Source organism: Paenibacillus doosanensis (assembly GCF_025060755.1).
Classification (GTDB): domain Bacteria; phylum Bacillota; class Bacilli; order Paenibacillales; family NBRC-103111; genus Paenibacillus_S; species Paenibacillus_S doosanensis.
Genome location: NZ_JANYUY010000040.1, coordinates 50,875 through 71,654 on the forward strand (window position 1 = coordinate 50,875; position 20,780 = coordinate 71,654).

Annotated in this window: 13 protein-coding genes and 2 pseudogenes; 5 read left to right on the forward strand and 10 right to left on the reverse strand. The window is 49.7% G+C overall.

All coding sequences use genetic code 11. The features are described from left to right. Positions 1 to 16: 16 nt before the first annotated feature. Both N0M98_RS23685 and garD read right to left on the reverse strand, forming a co-directional pair. Complete coding sequence (locus N0M98_RS23685) at positions 17 to 3,508, reverse strand: PA14 domain-containing protein (RefSeq protein ID WP_259619386.1); 3,492 nt, start codon at positions 3,506 to 3,508, stop codon at positions 17 to 19. Between the two features lie 175 nt (positions 3,509 to 3,683). Then, on the reverse strand, positions 3,684 to 5,219 hold the full coding sequence (gene garD / locus N0M98_RS23690) for a galactarate dehydratase (RefSeq protein ID WP_249866261.1): 1,536 nt from the start codon (positions 5,217 to 5,219) through the stop codon (positions 3,684 to 3,686). A 156-nt stretch (positions 5,220 to 5,375) separates the two neighbouring features. On the opposite strand from garD, the gene N0M98_RS23695 reads away from it, so the two are divergent. Beyond that, a complete protein-coding gene (locus N0M98_RS23695; RefSeq protein WP_249865070.1) occupies positions 5,376 to 6,296 on the forward strand; it encodes a LysR family transcriptional regulator in 921 nt (306 codons plus the stop codon). A 65-nt stretch (positions 6,297 to 6,361) separates the two neighbouring features. After that, positions 6,362 to 6,464: pseudogene (locus tag N0M98_RS23700) on the forward strand (short-chain dehydrogenase); the annotation flags it as partial. Positions 6,465 to 6,609: 145 nt separating this feature from the next. Here N0M98_RS23700 and N0M98_RS23705 read toward each other — a convergent pair. After that, positions 6,610 to 8,838 (reverse strand): hypothetical protein, encoded by a 2,229-nt coding sequence (locus tag N0M98_RS23705; protein ID WP_259619387.1) that lies wholly within the window; start codon positions 8,836 to 8,838, stop codon positions 6,610 to 6,612. A gap of 264 nt (positions 8,839 to 9,102) precedes the next feature. On the opposite strand from N0M98_RS23705, the gene N0M98_RS23710 reads away from it, so the two are divergent. Then, complete coding sequence (locus tag N0M98_RS23710) at positions 9,103 to 9,714, forward strand: hypothetical protein (protein WP_259619388.1); 612 nt, start codon at positions 9,103 to 9,105, stop codon at positions 9,712 to 9,714. 110 nt (positions 9,715 to 9,824) lie between these two features. On the opposite strand, the gene N0M98_RS23715 is transcribed toward N0M98_RS23710, so the two are convergent. Genes N0M98_RS23715 through N0M98_RS23725 form a run of 3 tightly spaced genes read right to left on the reverse strand, consistent with a single transcriptional unit; the run spans position 9,825 to position 13,304 of the window. Next, complete coding sequence (locus N0M98_RS23715; protein ID WP_310944324.1) at positions 9,825 to 10,454, reverse strand: hypothetical protein; 630 nt, start codon at positions 10,452 to 10,454, stop codon at positions 9,825 to 9,827. Further along, on the reverse strand, positions 10,420 to 11,877 hold the full coding sequence (locus tag N0M98_RS23720) for a hypothetical protein (RefSeq protein ID WP_249866263.1): 1,458 nt from the start codon (positions 11,875 to 11,877) through the stop codon (positions 10,420 to 10,422). The genes N0M98_RS23715 and N0M98_RS23720 overlap by 35 nt, the downstream gene beginning before the upstream one ends. Continuing rightward, positions 11,862 to 13,304, reverse strand: coding sequence for a Toprim sub domain-containing protein (locus N0M98_RS23725; RefSeq protein WP_259619389.1), 1,443 nt, complete (start codon positions 13,302 to 13,304; stop codon positions 11,862 to 11,864). The genes N0M98_RS23720 and N0M98_RS23725 overlap by 16 nt, the downstream gene beginning before the upstream one ends. A 253-nt stretch (positions 13,305 to 13,557) precedes the next feature. Here N0M98_RS23725 and N0M98_RS23730 point away from each other — a divergent pair. Beyond that, positions 13,558 to 14,160, forward strand: a pseudogene (locus tag N0M98_RS23730) (Rpn family recombination-promoting nuclease/putative transposase); the annotation flags it as partial. 271 nt (positions 14,161 to 14,431) lie between these two features. On the opposite strand, the gene N0M98_RS23735 reads toward N0M98_RS23730, so the two are convergent. Together N0M98_RS23735 and N0M98_RS23740 are read right to left on the reverse strand one after the other, a co-directional pair. Then, entirely contained in the window at positions 14,432 to 14,695 is a 264-nt protein-coding gene (locus tag N0M98_RS23735; RefSeq protein WP_310944327.1) for a GNAT family N-acetyltransferase, read from the reverse strand. Between the two features lie 125 nt (positions 14,696 to 14,820). Next, on the reverse strand, positions 14,821 to 15,192 hold the full coding sequence (locus N0M98_RS23740) for a winged helix-turn-helix transcriptional regulator (RefSeq protein ID WP_310944329.1): 372 nt from the start codon (positions 15,190 to 15,192) through the stop codon (positions 14,821 to 14,823). A gap of 134 nt (positions 15,193 to 15,326) precedes the next feature. Here N0M98_RS23740 and N0M98_RS23745 point away from each other — a divergent pair, with 134 nt between their 5' ends. Further along, positions 15,327 to 16,514, forward strand: coding sequence for an MFS transporter (locus N0M98_RS23745; RefSeq protein ID WP_249865076.1), 1,188 nt, complete (start codon positions 15,327 to 15,329; stop codon positions 16,512 to 16,514). Between the two features lie 188 nt (positions 16,515 to 16,702). Here the strand turns inward: N0M98_RS23745 and N0M98_RS23750 are convergent, their stop codons facing one another. Together N0M98_RS23750 and N0M98_RS23755 are read right to left on the reverse strand one after the other, a co-directional pair. After that, on the reverse strand, positions 16,703 to 18,433 hold the full coding sequence (locus N0M98_RS23750; protein WP_259619391.1) for a methyl-accepting chemotaxis protein: 1,731 nt from the start codon (positions 18,431 to 18,433) through the stop codon (positions 16,703 to 16,705). A gap of 28 nt (positions 18,434 to 18,461) precedes the next feature. Next, entirely contained in the window at positions 18,462 to 20,612 is a 2,151-nt protein-coding gene (locus N0M98_RS23755; RefSeq protein ID WP_259619392.1) for a bifunctional diguanylate cyclase/phosphodiesterase, read from the reverse strand. Positions 20,613 to 20,780: the final 168 nt, after the last annotated feature.

The window sequence follows — 20,780 nt, forward strand, 5'->3', positions numbered from 1 at the left end:
GATTCCATCCTCACTTTCATTGCAGCGTAATAGGTCTTGCCAGCTGATTCGGCACATTCAAATCGCTTGTAAATCGGTCGATCACGAATACTTTGACCTTATAATTTCCGCCCGTCACATTGAAGTACTGAGTGAACGTCAGCTTGTTTTGCTTGACCGGAACGGCATTGACCAGAATCGGCGTGTCTCCGTCCAGCAGCTCGAATACCGTATAGGCGTCTGCTGCGTATTCGGCCATCGGCTCCAATGCGACGTTAACCTGCAGCTGCCTCGCCCGCTTGATCTCGCCTGTAATCTTGTACGTATCGAGAATATGATTCACGGTGAACGGCTTGTTCGAGACGAGCGCCAAGCCCGCCTCCGCTCCCGTGGCGGCGTTCGCTTTCACACGCACCTGCACGGCTCCGGCAGGATAGTCGTCATCTCCGACCGGCTGCGGATTGGCGGTTACCGGAAGCCATTGCTTGCCGCCGTCGATACTGTACTCATAGTCGGCCAACTCGCCATACCCGGGGACATTCGTCCAGCCGAACGTATTGTATCCGTCATCCACAAGCGGAGAAGTCGGCGCCGCAGGCAGATTGCCCGAAGTGCTTATGATGCTTGCCTCCGAATTGTCCCGTTTATCGACGGCTTTGACTGCGAACTCATACGTTTCGCCGGGAACGGTGCCTGCCGCAATGTATTGATAAGCGTCCCTGCCCTTCTCGGCCGGAACATAGTCGCTCCAGTTCATACCGAGCTTGCCGCTCGTTTCATAAATTCTAAAGCCTCGCACTTCGTCCGCTTCATCTGCGGGCTGCGGCCGGTTCCAGGAAAGAACCGCTTTGCCGTCCCCCGTCTTGCCGGCCGTCAGTTGGCCGACCGGGTTCGGCTTACTGTCCGTTCTGACGATGGTATACGTGTCGAACGGTTTGGCTTGTCCCGATTTATAGGACTCGATGGTAAAGCTGTTATCCGTCATTTTGATTCCCGAATAAATCGGTTCGTACGGCTGCTCGTATACCGCCGCGTAATAGCGGTCAACGCCGTTTTTCAAATCGTAATATTTGGTCCCTGCGGAGTTGTTGATCATATACAAGGTGCCGTCCGGATTGAGCGCGTTCCCATTCTCGTCCTTCTGCACGTCGGCGACCGGCTTATCGTTATACATTTGATAAGATCTCATAAACGTATGGTCATGCCCTTGCAGCACGACGTCGATCCCGAGTTGATCGAAGACAAGGTACAGCATTTGTCTCATATCCAAAATATCCGTATCCAGCGCGTGGTTGCCGAGCGAGTAGATCGCTTTGTGGAACGCTACGATCTTCCACTTCTTATCGGTTTGGGCCACTTCCTTCTTCAGCCACTCGACCTGCTGGCGGAACGATTCCTTCTGGCGGTCGTCCCAGCCGATATCCATCGTATTCAAGACCATAATATGCGCATCGCCGTAGTCGTACGAATACACGCTGCCCGGAGGCAGAGGATTCTGAATCGAGTCGTTCGGGTAGTTAAAATGGTAATAATAGTTATCGTTATAGGGACCTTCATGATTGCCTACTGCGGCCATGATAGGCAGCTTGAGGAACATGTTCTGCGGCTTGCCGAAATAATCGAGCCACTGCGATTCCAGAGAGCCGGCATCCACCTGATCCCCGGTCATCACCATAAACTTGGCGTTCGGGTAATGCTCAAGACCTTGCTTCAGCGTGTTAGCGAACACTTCGTAATCTTGCGAATTGGAGCCTTGAGAATCCGTCATATACAAAAACTCATAATCGTTCTCGTTCTCCGCTTCCGTCATAAAGCTGCCCTCGGGGCTCCAGTTGCCGGCGCTGCCCACCCGGTACTTATAGGCCGTCCCCGGCGTCAGCCCTTCCGCCAGCACTTTGTGGCTTATGAAGGAACCGCTTGTCGAATTCGTAATTTTGAGATTTAAAATTCGCGTATCTTCCGGTTTCCCGGCAAATCGCTTCACGGAGGCCGAGTTAAAATCCCGATCCGCCGCCACGATCTCCACGATGCTGTCCGTCGCGTTCGCAGGTGCGTTCTGCGGCTTCTCGTAGCTTGTATACCAGGCAAACGAGCGGTTCGTCTTCGGGCTGCCGTAGAACGACATAGCAATGGCGATCGGCGCGTAATTGACTACTTCGGACGCATTCGCCGGGTTGAACTTAAAGCTTGCGACAGGGGTGCCGCTCGCATATTGCAGCGCTCCTTGTCCGTCGTAGGCGACGTTCACTCGCTGACCCGGCTTCACGGTGTCGGCCAAATTCAATCGGAGCACCGCAGAATTTGCACCTTGCTCTACCGATTGAACTGCGATGGCTTGACCATCCGCCGTTACGGCCCAATGCGGCGCTAAACCTGCGGGTATTGCGCCCAAGTCCGCCGTCATCGCGAGCGAGATGCTTGACCCTTCCTTCGGAACGGCTGCCGATGCCGGGCCGGTATATCCTTGCGGCAGGAAGAGCGCATCGCTTGGAACGATGGACTTGCTCATGCCGGGCGCCGCCCAGCGCAAATACAAGTTCGAACCGCCTGAATCTTCGAAATATTCAATCTTCAAATTGTATTTCTTACCGCCTTCTAATGAAACCGGGCCGCTAGTTTGTTCTTTATCCCAATCGTTCACCCAATGGTCAATGACCGGCTTGTCGTCGACCCAGAGGCGGAACCCGTTGTCCCCGATCATATAGAACGTGTAATCATCCGTTTGCGGCGGCATGATTTGACCCGTCCAACGAATGTTGACATGATCCTGCTGGCCCGTCCAGGTTTGCAGCGCCGGTTCCAGATTGGTGAAATTGATCTCTGGATCGACCGTCGTCGCTTTATAATCCCCGAAGCCAAAATCGCTTTTGCCGGTGTAATATTCGGCAAGCAGCCCCTGATCTTGCGTCCGGGCGGCGGCCAAAGATGCCAGCGGCGCCGGCGCTGCCGGGGATTCTATCGTGCCGTATGCCTGAAATTCATAGATTTGGGCCGTATAGCGTCCAGTCGATGCATCCGCGTCGCCGGGGTTCGTAATGTTCAGCTTGAAATATCTTGCCGTGACCGGCGATTCCAACCGATGCGTCGTCACGGCGTATGTATTCCCCGTTACCGTAACGACGGGCGTCCAGTTCACGTCATCGTCGCTGGTCTCGATAGTGAAATCCCGGGTATTGTAGCCTGCCGGTTCACCGGCGGAGCCCGCATGCGCAATCATAAATTGATTGACCGAAGCTTCGACCCCCGCGTCGATCTTGAGCCAATACGGATTTCGGGTATCCGGCAAGCTCTCGCCGCCCTGATAGACCCATTTGCTAGATGTAAGATTCCCGTCAATCGCCTGCGACGGTTTGTACTTGTCGGATACATAACCGTACGCCGATGCCGTTACGGAGCTTGCCGCAAAGACATTCGCAGCCGCCGGCTCGGCATAGACGGAACGGCCCGGCGCAACGCCTGCGGAGAACAGCGACGTCCACAGCAGGACTGCGGCAAGCGCGCGAGTAAGCAGCGCAAAACTCTTTTTCACTTCTTTCTTCCCTCCCAAAATCAATATCTCGTACATTAGGGAACTATACCTACTAAATAATCGTTATACAATACAATTAACAAAGAGAAAATATTTTGATTTTGTTAAAAGCAAGCCAAAAAAGCCGACATCGGCAAAGACGCCGTCGTCAGCTTTTACAACCTGAGCCTCATATTCAAGTAATCGGAGCAGGATTGAACAAGGCCAAATCATTGTGGATTCCCCACTGATCCGCCCATGTTTTCTTTCTTCCGCCGGCCACGTCCAAAATCAGACGGAACAGCTCCCATCCCACCTCTTCAATCGTCGCCTCCCCCGTTGCAATCGTTCCCGCGTTCAGATCGATCAGATCATGCCACTGCTCGGCGAGCGAAGTTCGCGTGGACACCTTGATGACCGGCGCGGCCGCCAAACTGTACGGCGTCCCTCTTCCCGTGGTGAACACCTGCATGTTGATGCCGGAGGCCAGCTGCAATGTGCCGCATACAAAATCGCTGGCAGGCGTCGCCGCGAACAGCAGCCCTTTCTGCGTCGCCCTCTCGCCGGGGGGAACAACGCCCATGATCGGGCTCGTGCCCGACTTGACGACGGAGCCGAGCGACTTTTCCACAATATTGGAAAGCCCCCCTTTTTTATTCCCGGGGGTCGTATTGGCGCTGCGATCCGCCCAGCCTCTCCGCAAATAATCATCGTACCATTGCATTTCGCGAATCAAAGCGCGGCCGACTTCTTCGCTCGCTGCCCGCGGCGTCAATAAATGAATGGCGTCCCTGACTTCGGTTACCTCGGAGAACATGACCGTAGCTCCCGCGCGGACCAATAAATCGGCGGCAAAACCGACGGCCGGATTGGCCGTAATCCCCGAGAAAGCGTCGCTGCCGCCGCACTGCAGGCCAACGACCAAGGAAGATGCGGGACAGGTGATACGCCGCCGCTCGTTCAGTTTAACAAGCCGTGCTTCGGCCATCTTCATAATCGCCTCGACCATCGGGATAAACCCGCGGTTATCCTGCAAGGATACAATCTGCCCGGCATCGCCGTCCGGCACTAATCGGTCGGGAAGCAGCTTCTCGCAGCCCAGCCCGACAACCATCAGCTCGCCACCGAAATTCGGGTTCCGCGCAAGGTTCTGCACCGTGCGAATGGGAATGACGGCGTCCGGCGCGTCGATCGCCACCCCGCATCCGTAAGTATGCGTTAAGGCGATGACGTCCTCGACGTTCGGATAGCCGGGCAGCAGCTCCGCCTTGATGCGTTGGACCGCATACTGCAGCACGCCGGCGACACATTGCACGCTGGTCGTAATGCCGAGAATATTTTTCGTGCCGACGCTGCCGTCGTCGTTCAAATATCCTTCAAACGTATACCCCTCCAGGGGAGGCAGCGGGTCCGGCACATTGCAGGCGAGCGGCAGCTCCTCCAACCTCGGCGGCGTCGGCATCTGCACCGACGACTCGTCGACCCGGCCTCCTCGGGCAATAGGATGAGCCGCATAGCCGATCACTTCTCCGTACCTTATAATGGCTTCGTCTTGGCCTATATCCGTCAGCGCCGCCTTATGTCCTTGGGGAACATACTGAATCAGTTCAAGTCCGCAAGGAAAACGCGTTCCTGGCGGAAGCCCCCCGGGATTCGCAATGATCGCGATGTTATCCTTCGGGTTCACTCGAATATACAGTGGCTTTTCTTCCGATAGCGGCTTGGCATTCATCGTCACACAACTCCTCCTCTCGATAATGAATCACTTCCGTATCGCTAAGGTTGTCGTTTATACAAAAACATCGTAATCTGAATGTACTCGTTAGTAAAATTCATTGTTGTTAGAGTTCTCTTAATTTTATTAAGAGTATAATGGAGGCCGATTGCAATGGACCTGAAGCAGCTGGAATATATCGTAAAAATTGCCGAAGAGAACAACATTACCCGGGCCGCGGAGAAGCTTTTTATTACGCAATCCGCGTTAAACCAACAGCTGCTGAAGCTGGAAAAGGAGCTCGGCGCGCCGCTTTTCGTCCGTTCCCGGAACAACTGGCATTTGACCGAAGCCGGGGAAATTTATGTGGACCATGCCAAAAGGATCATGCGCCTCAAAAAAGACGCCTACAGCCGAATCAAGGACATTATCGGCGCCAAAGAAGGCAAACTGACGATCGGCCTGACTCCCGAGCGGGGCACCGACATGTTCGCCGCCATTTACCCCGCCTTCTACAAACTCTATCCCCACGTAAAAATCGAACCGCTCGAAATGCCCGTAAAACAACAGCAGCTTGAAATCTCCCGCGGTCAGCTCGATATCGGTTTCTTAACCTTGCAGGATTTTCAAAAAACGGATGACTGCTACATCCCTATCGGCTGCGAACCGATTATTTTGGCCGTGCCCCAAGCGCATCCCCTCGCGCATAAGGGAGGAAAGCTGGGCGAGGCGCTGCCGCCGATCCCTCTGTCCGCGCTGGCCGCGGATTCGTTTGCCATCATGCAGCAGGGGTCTACCTTGCGGGAAATATACGACCGGCTGACCGCCGAAGAAGGCGTCGAGCCCAACATCTTGCTGGAATCCAGAAGCTGCCGAACTTTATTCGAAATGGTCGCCGAAGGGATCTGCTGCTCGGTCATCCCTATGAGCTACGCCAAGCCGGACGCCGGCGTCTCCTTCTTCGCCCTATCGCCAAATCCGGTTTGGGAAGTCGCCGCCAGCTATAAAAAAGGCAGCTACCTCTCCCTGGCAGCCCGAGAGCTTATCGCCCTCTCGGCCGGTTATTGGTCCGGCAGGCTGACGGGCCAAAGCTAATACCGGTTAACACGCGCTCAAAAGCTCCAAAGTACACTTCCTCACAGCGCAGCGGCATCACGGCAAAATGGGGTCAGCCCGAGGATTTCGCCGATGTCGCAGCGTTTTTAGCCTCACCAGACAGCCGCTGGGTGACCGGGCAATGCAAGCGGAGGCTCGCATTTGTAATTGGTAATATTCCAGAGCTTGCGGAACTGAGCCCCGCACCTTCCAGATCATAAAGAAAGAGGCTGATCACAAGGAACAACCTCTCTCTTATTATGGTAATAAAGGTGTTATTTTACCTAACCCCTCACTATGAACGTCACGATCTTTACAATCGCTTTTTAATTCTAATGATTGCACTTTGCGGAATTGTCGCATCATGATATACGACAAAAGCTTCATTAAAGTGCTGCACATAATCGGATTCGTGGGATTTGGGAGACAAAATAATCATTTTACGTGCCAGTTCCTTTTGATACAGCAAAAATACTTTGGACTTTCTGCCTTCATCCAGCGCACTGTCGAACTCATCCAAAACAATATATCCCGGATTGGCCTGAATCGTTTTCAGCAAAGCCAATGCAAACAGAAGAGACCCTAGAGATTCCTCTCCACCGGAAACGCCTTTGCCCACTCTCCCGCCTCTGCCTTTCATGCTGATTTCCTCAAGCGCTCCTCTGTGGCCTTGCTTGCGCGCTTTAATATTAAGAAAATACTTCATGTTTCCTTGCTTCAGCTCCTGCATATCCCAACTGACCTCGCCGTCGAAGGAAAACATGTCCATGTAGCGTACAAACATCTGATTCACCCGATTGACTTCATAATGAATCGTTCTGACTAGCTTCTCTTCCAGTTCCTTCAAACTGTCCTCCAATTGTTGAAGCAGCGAACGGGCTTCCTGTACTTCCTGTGCTCCCCGTTCATACTCTTGTCTTACTTTTTCATAGTTTTCCAATGCGTTCTCATCTACCGTCTCGCTGCAAGCAAGCTCCAACCGCACTTGTGCTTCATGCTTTTCATGTTTAGCCTGTTCTTCATTCCAATTCGCAGCAGATGGGAAATCCGGATGCTCTTGGACGATGGCTTCCAGGACGGCAGGCAATCGAGCCGACCATTCCCGATAAAATTGTTGCTCCGCTGCACAGTTCTGCTCCATAACGCCATAACGCTCGGCTGTCTGCTTTTGCTGGCGAGTCAGATCATCTATTACCCTTTGAACGTCGGCAATAAACTGGTTTTTTTCCCGCATCCGTCTTGCGGTAGAGTCAATGGAACGATCCAATTGATCCGCTTCTGCATAGAGATCCTCTAATTCCCTCTCCGCCTGCTTTAACTTCTCCTTCTGTTGCTCCAACGCTTCGCCAAGCTGTCGTAACCGCTCAAGCTCGAAGCTCTGCTCCCGCGCCTCGTTATAAACGTCCATGTATTGCTCCAGTATCCGAATCGTCATCTTAAGCTCCGCCAATGGCGCGTTCAAGTCCTGCCCTTCGGCACGAAGCCTGTCCCGATCCTGCAACTGCTCCTTCTGCTCAGCAACAGTACGTTCCCATTCCGTTCGAATCCGATCCCGCCGAACAACGTCCCGAATGACCGCTTCCGCTTCTCTGATTTGGTGAAGAACGGACCGTATCAGATTGAGCCGTTTTTCATCATCATTGAACTCGCTGCGTAATGCTTGCAATTGTCGTACCTGTTTCTTGATCTCTTCCTGAAGTTGTTCAATTCGTAAAGCAATGCCCCTGGGATTCAGCAGCCATTGAAGCTGCTCCTGCGCTCCCCGCCGCCCCCAAGCATCCAGCAATTGTCCGTTTCTTAGCCCTCTTTTTCCATCCTCAGCGGCAGTCAAAAGTCCGTGAAGCCACCATAACGCTTTTTGCGCCGCGGCATAGCTTGTATCATCAAGCCCTTGCTTCACCCGAAGACCGAGCTCTCTCAGCTCATCCAACGTTCTTTCGGGAATAACAGTCGGTAATTCTACATGATAGAGGTCCGTAGGAGCGACAAAATTTTTGCCATCTACAAACAGCGTATACTTGATCGGCTCCAGCTTCTTCTCCTGTTCCAACGGAGAATGTTCATCCATCTCCAGTAAATCGCGTATCGTGAAGACGGTCAGGCCCAAGCGTTCCAAATAACGAATAGATGTATCCTGCCTTAAGCTTCTAATCTCATTGCGGGTCAGCGCATCCAGTTCTTCCTCCAATAAACGAATCTTCTCGCACAGCCCCCGATCACGATCCTGCTGATCGCTTCGTTTGCATTCTAAAGTCTCGGCTTCATGCTCCAGTCCGGCACTGCCCCCGTATTGTTCCAGCATGGTTTCCGCTTCAGCAAGCTTGCGCCGGTCTTCCTCAACCTCAAATTTTAATCTGGCTACCTCATCCGCCAACCGATCCAGTTCGGATTGCGCTTGACGATATGCCCGATCGATTTCTTCTTGTCTGCTTTGCAACTCTGCTTCCTCTGCCTGACCGCGAGCAAGACGCTCTCTTGCCTCAGTTTCGGAATAAGGCACTGCTTTAATTTTCTCCGCCAACTCCTGCAGCATATCCGCCAATTGGCGATGCTCCGTTGTCATGTCGACATGCCGGTGCCGAAGCTCGGCCGTCTCTCTCTCCAAATTCTGAAGCTGCTTGTCCAGTTCCTCCTTTTGCAACGTTTTTCGGTTCATTTCCTCCTGATGATGCTTTCGCTCATCCTCCAACTTCTTCCACCTGTCTATTTCTTCATCGTTACACTCTTTCATCTCCTCGAGCTTATCCTGAAGCGTTCGGCATTCCTGACGATACTTTTCGCGGAGTGCGGCCGATGCAGTTAAAGCGTGCTGCAAGCCGAGCTTGCGACGTTCATTGCGGCTGATCAAACGATCCCGTTCCTGCTGCCAGTTGCCCAAATTCAACTTATGTTGATGCTGATTGCTCTCTGCCGTCTGAAGTGCCAGCGATGCCTCGCGACGTTCTTCCTTCACTCTCTCCCAGTTGAGCTGCATCTGCTCTATCCCGGTCATCTCGCTAAAAATGCGAAAACGCTCCTCCGGCCGCATAACAGCGAATTGATTCACATCCTGTTGATACCAGATCAGATAGAAAGCTTCCGGGTCCACCTTGAATTTGTGCTGCAGTTGATGCCGGTATTCATGCAGATGATAGGTTCCGTCTCCGGGCGTGTAGCGCGTTTCCTTATGCCATTGCCACGGCTGCTCCCCCTCGCAAATCCAGAATTCCTTGCGTATCGGGTCACCTGGCTTCTGCTCCAAATGAAGCCGAAAGCCGACAAAGGCGGCCGCATCTACAGGATGGTCCCCGCCGTTGTCAAATACAAGCTCAATCGTTGCTCTCCATACTTTGTCTGGCGGCAAGTTACGCGAACGCAAACCTTCAAGTTCTACCTTGGAAGAAGCAAGAACGGCCCCCATACAGAATGTAATTGTTGATTTGCCCGATCCGTTGGGGCCACCAATCAATACGTGATCTCGAGGACTTCCCAAATCAAGTTGGCTATCCCTAAAGTCGCGAATACCGCTAAATCGCATTCCCCATGGAATCAATTATTCACACCTGCCTCCAGATTGTAGCGTTTAAAAAACTTCAAGACATCTTCCATATTAAGCTGTTGAGAATGACTAAATTCGGCAAACCGTTTGAGATAGGAGTCGGAAAAAAGACGGCTCCCGATCGCTGTAAGAGCAAACGCCTCTTCGTTGGAGGGATTATCATATTTGCAAACCGCGCCAATTTTTATCAAAGCATCGAGATTCATCAGTATTTTGCGTCTTACATCGAGAGATTCATGACCGAATGCCTCCAGCAATTGAGCAAACAGAGTGAAATCGTTCTGAAGAACCTCCTGATGGTAAAAGATAAACATCAACAGCGCCAAACTCTCCGAAGATAACAATTCTCGAGCCTGCCTGGCGGGTACATGAATCAGCGCAACAACACGATCTCTGCGCTCATCGTATACAATCTTAAAATAACGGCTGACTGCCTGATTAATCCTTTTCAGGAAAGAATTCAGCCCTTGCTCATCCTCCTGCTTTAATTTCAAAATCTTCATGACTTCGCGGCGAGTCAAGCCATAACTGTCGCTACGCACTGAGGCTGAGGATGAAAACATAATTTGAACAAATGCATACTCTTCATCCGGACTCAGTACTGCCGTCAGCCGTTCCATCGCTCCTAGCGGCATCTGGCTGTACGTGTGCTCCTGATCTTCGAACGACATATCTTTTCTCTCCCTCCTCCACAATCTCCCATTCCTTTATCGCATCCTCCGTCCCGGAGTCACCGCCTCTTCTTGCTTTCCCTGTCTGCCCGATAACTGCCCGCCCGCTCCCGGCAAGCGCAGATACAGCCAACAGTGCATTGACGGCATCTGTCCAATGAGAAGAACCCGCCTCCCATACAAGCTCGTCTAAGCCAAGCTGCACTTTGTCCTCCAACACCCGCTCCACTTCGTCCGTACGGATTTTCGCTTTGGTCATATGCCATTGAATCTCATCCAGCCGCGCTCCCAATTCCTCTTCCGTCCATTCCTCCGACTCCCGGTAATCCGGCTCCACTCGCTCTTCAATCGGTTCTGTAGATGGCACATAATGCTCCAGATAGTTGACCGTGTCAGCCAGTTGGCGGTTGGAGACGGGGGAAGCAAACTGAACAGGAACCCACATGCCGTCCAAACGTTCACCCGGATGACGATCCTGTTCCAAAAAGCTTAAGATCTCATGACCGCTGGGCAAATCGGAATCGGCTCGTTTCAGAAACGATTGAATGATGAATTGACGGATCATGATCGGTGAAATCTCCTGCCCTACTTCCGTTTGCTGCAAATGTGCGAATTTCAGAAACTTATTTAACGTTCCTAGCGATACCTGCGTACCCTCAAACATAATTTCCGTCCCCTTCTTTAATAAAGGAGCAAATGAAATTCCTTCTTCGAAAGTCGCATATTGAGCTAAACGCTCGTCCATCCGAGCATTCAATTCCTGCATGAGCTCTACAATGATCTGAATCTGCGGCAATGCGTGCCTGTCGGCCAAAAATTCCAGCTGCCGCTCCTTCAGCTTGTCCACGGCGTCCTCTACATTGCGAATCATGCTTGCCAGGCGATTGCCGCCTGAAATCCCCTTGTCGTCGTAAGCTTCGCTAAGATCGGCGTCCCTTCTTGCCTGAAACAAAGAGCGGGCTACTTCATCCTGCATATAATAAGCTAGTGAATCGTTAACCAGACGGATCAACATATCCATCATTCGTTTGCCTACATCCATCATCGTCAAACGTCTCTTGCCACGGATAATCCAGTTGTATTTCTGCAATATATTGAGCAAGCGCTCCATCGGAATGTTCGGATCATAACCGTAGCGATTACGGAAACGATAAAACAAAGCTTCTTCATCTTCCAGCGGATCATCTAAGCCGAGCGCTTCCTGCTGAATTAAATTCAGCATTTTCAAAATTTCCAGTACCTTGAGCGGCTCTTCAAAATATTCCCGCAGCTCCGTAAGCACGCCAGCCAGCTTCACCATATCGCGCAGCGCTTCTTTCCGAAGGTGTTCCGGGGTATCGGAATAAAATATGGAGATCAAGCTTCCAGCCATTGTATCCAACGCTCCATCCCTCCCATTTCAGCCTCCTGCTCGCCCACGGCTTTCATCTTAAGCCGGCTTATCATGCGTGCCTCGTAGCTTGACCAAGTGTGTACTTCATTCTTGAAAAACCCCCATTGAGCAAAATCACTTTCCGGTAAAATCCACTTTGCCTTGATCTCCGGGACTGCGTCCAATAAAACACGAGCATGTCCGGCAATAATAAATCCGGCTTGATCCGCGTCGCACCAAACTAATATCTGCTTCAACTGCGTCGAGCGCCCCAGCACGTCAGCAATCAATTTACGATGGCTGCTTCTGAGTTGCCCGTCCAGTCCGATTACCAAGCTGTGGGCAGATTGAAGAAAATCCCCTTCTGTGGCCATTCGTGTAAGCACCGCACGATTCTCCACAAGCCATAAATGATGACAATTCGTGGAGAATTGGGTCCTGAAGACCGTTAGATCGGTTGTTGCATGCAGAAATCCTTGTGGATATTGGAAACCACCGATTCCAGTTAACTCTCCTGCAAAATAAATAGGCGTAATTGTTCCCTGACTGGATAGACCGATCAGTTGCAGAGGGAAACCAAGCCTCTCCTCCAAAGCATCTGTGAACGCTGTCTTGTAAGCATCAAATCGCTTGGAGCCGCCAATTTCCCGATAGTAGCGCGCTCCTATTTCTTTCCAGTCAAACTGGTCTTGAATGGCTGTAATTTCTGTTAAAGCTACGATAAAATCTCCATATTGCATAACTTTTTTGTCCGTCCATTGTTCACTGCCGCATTGGAGAACTTGAGTAATATCGTGAAGAGTAGCAGATTTCCGCAACCCTTCGGAAACATCTTTAACAAACACCCCAAACAACACTCGATAATACCGGGGATCGTCTGAAGCCGCGATAGGCCCAGCAGAGGGCTTGGTGTCTATTGGCAACCCTAAAGCAGCCAACGCAGTCTGCAATCTGCTGCTCCATTCTACAGAACGAGCCTCTATCTTTGTTTCCCTGCTCCGTTTTTGCCTTTGCAAATACGAATAAAGCTCGTATCCCATCATATATTCCGTACGTGTTTCCGTTCTTCCGTCCGAATCGTAAAGCACCCTGCGCAGCACTGCCCCCTGAGCAATCCACGCTTGCAGCGCAGACTCTGTACCTGCTGCCCCTAATGCTTCGTGTCTATTTTTACGGACACCAGGGCTATAAAATAATTTCGCAACCTGTTCCAACAAGCCCGAAAGAGGATCGTCCATCAAGAGAGACTCCTCGTTATGACCCGGTCCGCTCGTCAAACGTGCAACTCTTTTACGATTCCTGGCCGATACTTGATAAATGTCCACCTCATACCCTACACTGGATATCATTAACGAATCGAGCTCAAGTTGCCAGTTCTTTTTCAAGTAATTCATATGAATAAAATCAATAATTTCACGGTTAATCAAGCTGCCCCATCCTTTTAATAGACTCATCAGTTATATCATACCATTTGCCTTGTCTATCGAAAACATACTGCATTTCCTAGACCGCGTTTGGCTGGGGGACCCACATATTTCCGGCTGTTTTCGAGGTTTTTGCGACTATGCCAGAAGTTTGAAACTTGAACTGTCGCCAGTTACCCGTGACTGGAAATTTGTGTTCGTGATATAATAATTAATGAATGGAGTTGATGTCGATGGAATTGTTGATCCTCGTAACACGGACAAAGATGCCCCTCAGGATAAACAATCCATTCTTGATATCAAGGCCAAGACAACCGAAGGCAAGCTGATTAACATCGAGATGCAACTATTTAACCCATATCATATGGAGAAGCGTACGCTGTTTTATTGGAGCAATATGTACTCCCACCAGATCAAGAAAGGCGGCAACTACAGCGAATTAAAGAAATGCGTGACAATCAACATCCTTAACTATTCATGCCTTCCCAAGCCGATTCCAATGGATGGCGGATTGATCAACTGGTTGTTATTTTTAAGAGGTGTGGAGCACGATCAATGGGAGGTGTTGACGATGAACGAACCTATGCTGAAAAAAGCGATGACTACACTTGAGTTTCTTAGTCAGGATGCTCAGACACGGATGGAACACGAAGCTAGGTTAAAGTATTTACGTGACCAGGCATCCAGAACCGAAGGAGCGAAAGCGGAAGGTAAAGCAGAAGGCAAAGCGGAAGGCATCATGCAAGAGAAACGCCAGACAGCCCGGCGACTTCTTGCCCGCGGCTACGACATATCGACTATTGTAGACATGACAGAACTTTCAGCAGAAGAAGTCAAAGCTTTAATACAAGAGCACTAACAAAAACGTGCCGCGGCATAGGTTAATGCGATTATCGCACGGACAAAGGCATTGGAGCCATAGAATTTAATTCACATCCAGGCCAACCGAACCTGAGCAAACATCGTCTTCGAACATTTATGTATTTCTTGATAAGCCAACCTTACACACATCGAGGTTGGCTTTTGCTATTGTCCGAGACATGCAAAAGGTTTTGGGCCTCCTTTAAATCATAAGAAAACCGCCTTGTTGAAAGGCGGTTCATGAAGCTATCGTGCCTTTCGTTTTAAAGTCACAATCTTAAAATCATTAAGTCCTCATCGAAATACTGTTCATCAGACTTTAATGCATATGGTTCTACACCGTAAACTTCAAACCCCAGCGAAACATATAAGCGTTTTGCTGATTTGTTATTAGAGACAACCGTCAAATGAATCTGTTCCAACCCTTCACATTCTTTTGTTGCTCTTTCAATCAAGGCTATTAGAAGGGTTTTACCTAACCCCCATCCTCGAAATTTAGGCTCTACGTTTGTACACTTGGGCATCAGAATCATTTAACAGACGAATGTTCATTAGTCACTTCCGTTCGTTTATCGAATTGTTCTAAATAAAACTTGCGGATTGACCATTAAAGCGATCCATCCATTTCTTCAAACGGCTATCAACAACAAAGTTACCTTTACTCCTCTTTAGCAGCATTGCCCCAGCGTATCGCCCAATTTTCCATCTCCTTCAGCGCCGCTTGAAAGTCCCTTCCTTTTTCCGTTAAAGAATATTCGACGGTTATAGGGACGCTCGGGTATACTTCGCGATGCACGATCCCGCTATTTTCCAGATGGCGAAGCACATTCGTCAATGACTGTGTGCGCACAACGGCTACATCCCGAAGCAGCTGCTGAAATCTTCGCGGCCCTTTGTGCAGTTTTGCGATGACAAGAAAAGCCCATTTTGCCCCCAATATTTCCAACACCGAGCAAATGTGAGGATATTCGGATTCACTCTTTTGCCTTTCCTCGTCTGGGAACCGCTGTTCATTCGTTAAGTTTTCCATTTTGCACCTCTTTTCACTTACCGAATGGTAAGTAGGTCAATTTTTTTGGATTACATCCATTTGATTTGCGTACTTACTTAAATAAAGAAACTAAAATATAATACATAAAAAAGAACGAAAGGGATTGATCTTCAATGAAAACAACCGCATTATCCATCTATATTCTGGCTGTCGGCGTGTTCCTCACCGCAACGTCTGAATTAGTTGTATCTGGCATTTTACCCCGAATTGCCGAGGATGTAAATATTTCCTTGGCTGTTGCCGGGCAACTCATTACCGCCTACTCCTTGTCCTTCGCCATTGCTACCCCGCTTCTCATTGTGCTGACGAGCCGAATGAACCGGAAGCCGCTGCTCATTGGTTCGCTGGCCGTTTTTATCGCCGGGAACGCGTTGTCCGCCCTTAGCTTAAACGCCGAGACATTAATGGTTTCCCGCGTGCTGCTCGGAGCAAGCTCAGGTATTTTCCTCGTCGTTTCACTAGGCATCGTCGCAAAACTTGTGCCGGCCGATCAATTAGGCCGTTCCATCGGAACCATTATTTTGGGCTTCAGCAGCGCGATGATACTGGGCGTACCACTAGGCATTGCCATAGCCGACTGGATGAGTTGGCAGGCCATCTTTATGATGCTGGGCGCGCTGAGCATTGCAGTCGGTACAGCCATTCTTCGCCTCTTGCCTGCTGTGGAAGGCGATGACCCCGTTCCATTATCGAGCCAGTTAAAGCAGGCAGGGAGCGCGGTTATTGTTACTGCCTTTTTCATTTCGCTTTTTCGTGAAGGAGGAAATTCCGTTTTCTTAACCTATATTTCACCATACTTGCAGCAATTATTGAGCTTCGATACGGCGGATATTGCTTTTATGATGCTTGCTCTAGGCTTGATTGGCGCTTTCGCCTCCCGGCTCGGCGGCAGTTTGGTCGATCGCTGGGGAACCTCGCGCACGCTCGGAACCTGGCTCGTCATTCATCTGCTTGCTTTAGCGCTGCTGCCCGTCTTTACGTTCTCAACCCCGCTCGCAGTCGGGCTGATCGCGATCATGTTTGTCGCGTTGTTCGCCTCCGGCCCGGCCATACAAAGTTATATGATTCAGCAAGCGCCTAAGTCCGCCAACTTCGTCTTAAGCTTGAACACCTCCGTTATTCATCTCGGCATTGCCGGAGGCGCGGGTGCAGGAGGCTATTTGCTGAACGGAACCGCCTCATTGCAGCATCATCCTTGGCTTGCAGCCGCGCTCATTGCGCTCGGCTTAGCAGCGGCGCAGATTAGCTTTGCGCTGAGCCGGAAGAAAATGAACTCCCCAATTGAGAGGAGCTTGACGTAATCCTGTAAACCTTACGGCTGCCTAGCGGTAGATTCAAACGCCGTGCTCATCCGCTTCACTCTCTCCGCACGGGCAAATAATAAAGCGCCGCTACGTTAATCGTAGTGACGCTTTATTTTTAATGCCGCTCTACTGCCTTTTGCCGTAAAGAATCCGAATGATTGTAACGGCCTCTGTCCCGTCCCCCGTTACAACTCCGATTCCATCTGAGATAACAGCTTCACAACCAGGGCCGATGCCGTCTGTAGTTGTTCAAAGGCCGCTTGAGCACCCGTTTTGTCTCCAGCCTCATGTCGCTCAACAGCTTGCTTCGCATAATGGTGTACGGCTTTATGAGGCTCTTCAAGCTGCTTAAAAGCGGACTGGCTTTTGATTCGGGCCGGCAGCTCCCCATAGTACCACCTTCCCAGCCTGCAGTTCTCGTGGGAAGATACTTGCTCCAAAGGAATAGTCTCCAAGCCTAACAGCAAATTGTAAATCTTCCACTTCCAGAGAAGATGATCGGTCTTGGCTACCCTTATAGTGTCTTTATAACTTAATTTTACGTTAATGGAAAAGAAGGTGTTGCGGTACGCCTCCATTTGTCTGCTTAGCTCAAATACAATTTTGGCCGTTTGCCGTGCAATTTCTTGAGAATCGGAACTGTGATCAAATATGATGGAGTTCCGGTGAGCGATATCCATCACGGAGGACGTCTGCTCTTCGCTCATCGCTGCAATCTGGGTAGTCGTTTCATTGATCCCCTGAATAGCGGCCACAATCTTTTGCAATTCCGTATCCGCAACCTGAGCTTCGTTAACGCTTTCCTCAACAAGCCTTCCCGTTTCCCCTATTTTTTTCGTAAACTGGTTCGATACTTTTTGCAGCGATGACATACTTGTTGTAATCTGATCGATCTGCTCTTTGGTATGCTCGGCCAGCTTGCGCACCTCCGTAGCGACGATGGAAAAGCCCCTGCCATGCTCTCCTGCCCGGGCAGCCTCGATACTTGCGTTTAACGCCAGCAAATTGATTTGGTCCGCTATTTCCTTAATGATCTTAACCACTTCTTGCGTATGCCCGATTTCCTGATTAAGCCCGTTGACCTGGTTCAAAACCTCAGCATAGACAAGCCCGACTTGTTGTATTTCATTCAAAGCCTGGTTGATGACTCGCTTGCTCTGCTCTGCAGACTGAACGGCCTCGTCCGTTCCCTCCGCCACCTTGACCGCATGGTTTGCTACCTCAAGGATAGAAGCTGACATTTCCTCTGTTGCTGCCGAAACGCTTTGGCTCTCTTCAATTTGCTTGTCCATTCCTTTAATCAATTGCCCGGTATTGTCCAGTTGGGTCATGTGATTGAGCATGTCGGAAATACCGAATAAAAAAGATTTAAACGTCTCCTCCATGTATACCTCTACAATCAGCTGCTGATCAAAGGTGGCCAATTTCTGTACGGCTAGAACGGATTGCATCATCCGATCCGGTTTATGATGTAATTTGTCCATTAAAACGGCCGTCATGATCTGAATTAATAATTGATGGGCGGTAATAAAATGATCCGCCGTCAAATGAATGCGGCTGTGCACTTGTCCGATAATAATTCGGGTCATCACATATTCCTGATTGACTTCCGCTTGCAGGAATTGTTCAAGATATGTTTCCATCGTTTGTCTCAAACGGTCTAACGTAGAGTTTTGGACAATAATTTTCTGCAGATGATCAACGGAAGTGATGGATTCGTAAAATTGATTGATCATCTCTGACTTATGCGGGTAAAGAATATGAGCAGCCTCTTTAATATGTGTAAGCGTATCCCGGTTGACGCCCATAAAAGCAAGGCGCTCCTTGACCCTTTCCCCCACAGCTGATATATCGGTTGCGCGCGCATGATCCAGGTATTCCGTCCACGATTTTGTTTTTTGACTAAAAAAGTTCATATGCTCAATTCCCCTCAACCTATTTGGTCTATTTTGCTGCGGGCAAACCGCTCAAGTATTTTTCAAAATCATGACCGGACAGCGGCTTGCTGAATAAAAAGCCTTGTCCCTGGTCGCAGCCGTCCTCACTTAGAACAGCTAGTTGCTCTTCATTTTCGACACCTTCGGCGATGACGTTGAGACCCAGCGTTTGGGCAATCGTCAGGATCGCCTTGACAATCGCATGGCTTTCCTTGTTTTGATGAATATCCCGAATGAACGAAGCGTCGATTTTCAAGGTATCTATGGGAAGACGCTGAATATAACCGAATGAACTATACCCTGTTCCAAAATCATCAATAGAAGTATGTATGCCTAAATCCCGGATTTTCTGCAAAATAGCCGCCGCATTGTCCATATCCGAAAAAACGCTTTCTGTAACCTCAAGCTCCAGCCATTGCGGCTCCAGTCCGGTTTGCTGCAAAATTTCTTTGATCTTGACTAACAGATCGGATTGATAGAATTGCCGAACGGACAGATTCACAGATAGCTTCAACGGAAGGTAGCCTTGGTCTTGCCATTTTTTGTTTTGCTCGCATCCACGGCGAAGAACCCATTCCCCGAGGGGAAGAATCAATCCCGTTTCTTCCGCTATAGGTATAAACTTGTTAGGCGGTATTCTCCCTAATTCCGGATGATTCCACCGTACAAGTGCTTCCATGCCAATTAATTCTCCTGTTGCAAGATCGAGCTTGGGCTGATAATCAATATGGAACTGCTCCTGCTGAATAGCCTTCTTCAGTTCATTTTCCAAAAGAATTCGTTCCAGGGAGCGCTCTTCCATATCTACCCGAAAGAATGAAATTCCGTTTCTGCCGCTATCTTTTACCGCATATAGAGCCATATCGGCCCTTTTCATCAGTTCTTTGGGCTCCCTTCCATCCGCTGGAAAGATAGCGATCCCCATACTGCATGAAATATGAAATGACTTCCCATTGAAGCCGATGGGTTCTTGCAGACTGGTTTGGATTCGCCGGGATATGGATTCGACTTCCTCCGAGCTTGATATATTCGTTAATAATACGATAAACTCATCGCCCCCCAATCGAGCCACCATATCATTCGATCGAATGCATTGACTGATTCTTTGAGCCGCTTCAATGAGAATCAGATCGCCAGCCTCGTGACCGAGCGAATCATTGATGTTTTTAAACCGATCTAAATCAAGAAACATGATGGCCAGCTGCAACCGAAGCTGCTTGGCTTGATGGATTTCTTTGCGCAAACGATCCATAAATAACCTTCGATTCGGCAAATCAGTCAGCGTGTCGTGATAAGCCAGGTGGCGGATCTTTCGTTCCGAGCTTTTCCGTTCGGTGATATTGCGCATAACCAGAATCAAGCTGCTCACAGTCCCCGATGGATCGATAACGGGATTTATTCTGGTTTCCATGTCGTAGTCATCGTTATGCTTCGTATGTATTCTAAACTCTAACAGCAGCGAGGATTTTCCCGTGATCCGCTGCTCTTGAACCGCCTTGTGAAAAGTCTCCCGATCTTCTTCATGAATCCACTCGTACATGTAGCGCCGTTCAAAATCAGACAACTCGTATCCCAATAAACTATGGTGAGAGGGAGACACATACAAAAACCTTCCCTCCGCATCAATAATCGAGATCAGGTCCGATGAGTTTTCGGTGATTAGCCGGTACATCTCCTCCCTTTTCCTTATGTCTTCCTCCATTTTTTTTAGCAGGCTAATATCGTTTCGAATCGAAATGTATTGATACGGTTTTCCCTGTTCAGTCAGAAACGGAACGACCGTCGTATCCACCCAGTAAAATGAACCATCCTTGGCTTTATTCCGTATTTCCCCCCGCCAGACATTCCCGGACCCGATCGTCGCCCACATGTTTTTAAAATAAGAAGGGGGGTGATACCCGGAATTGAGTATGCGATGATCTTGACCAAGCAATTCTTTTCGTTCATACTGGGAGATTCTGCAGAACTGGTCATTGACGTAAAGAATAGTCCCGCGCGCATCCGTAATGGCTACAATCGAGGATTGGTCCAAGGCATATCTAACATCGGCCAATTCCTTCAATGCCTCCTTCAAGCTTTCGTCCCTATCCAACAAGGCGGTCTTCAAAAAAGGATATGCCCATGAATCGCACGCCGTACCCAAATCTTCCTTTCTCATGCCTCATCACCTGCTTCATATTATAAAATAACGTTCCTAATTAGGGCTTGCTGAACAAATCAAAAATTCAACAGTAACAAGGGTTTGGCGCCTCTTTTGTCGAATTTAGGTGCAAGGAAAACGAAGGCTAACCCGTGAAAAACCTTGCACTTGGAGGCGTCCGAATTG

What these genes read in the sequence shown, in the direction of transcription:
- N0M98_RS23755 (WP_259619392.1), bottom strand. Translation starts at nt 20,612, where the DNA reads ATGAGAAAGGAAGATTTGGGTACGGCGTGCGATTCATGGGCATATCCT.
- N0M98_RS23695 (WP_249865070.1), top strand. Translation starts at nt 5,376, where the DNA reads ATGGACCTGAAGCAGCTGGAATATATCGTAAAAATTGCCGAAGAGAAC.
- N0M98_RS23750 (WP_259619391.1), bottom strand. Translation starts at nt 18,433, where the DNA reads ATGAACTTTTTTAGTCAAAAAACAAAATCGTGGACGGAATACCTGGAT.
- N0M98_RS23740 (WP_310944329.1), bottom strand. Translation starts at nt 15,192, where the DNA reads ATGGAAAACTTAACGAATGAACAGCGGTTCCCAGACGAGGAAAGGCAA.
- N0M98_RS23735 (WP_310944327.1), bottom strand. Translation starts at nt 14,695, where the DNA reads ATGATTCTGATGCCCAAGTGTACAAACGTAGAGCCTAAATTTCGAGGA.
- N0M98_RS23720 (WP_249866263.1), bottom strand. Translation starts at nt 11,877, where the DNA reads ATGGCTGGAAGCTTGATCTCCATATTTTATTCCGATACCCCGGAACAC.
- garD (WP_249866261.1), bottom strand. Translation starts at nt 5,219, where the DNA reads ATGAATGCCAAGCCGCTATCGGAAGAAAAGCCACTGTATATTCGAGTG.
- N0M98_RS23745 (WP_249865076.1), top strand. Translation starts at nt 15,327, where the DNA reads ATGAAAACAACCGCATTATCCATCTATATTCTGGCTGTCGGCGTGTTC.
- N0M98_RS23715 (WP_310944324.1), bottom strand. Translation starts at nt 10,454, where the DNA reads ATGGAACGGCTGACGGCAGTACTGAGTCCGGATGAAGAGTATGCATTT.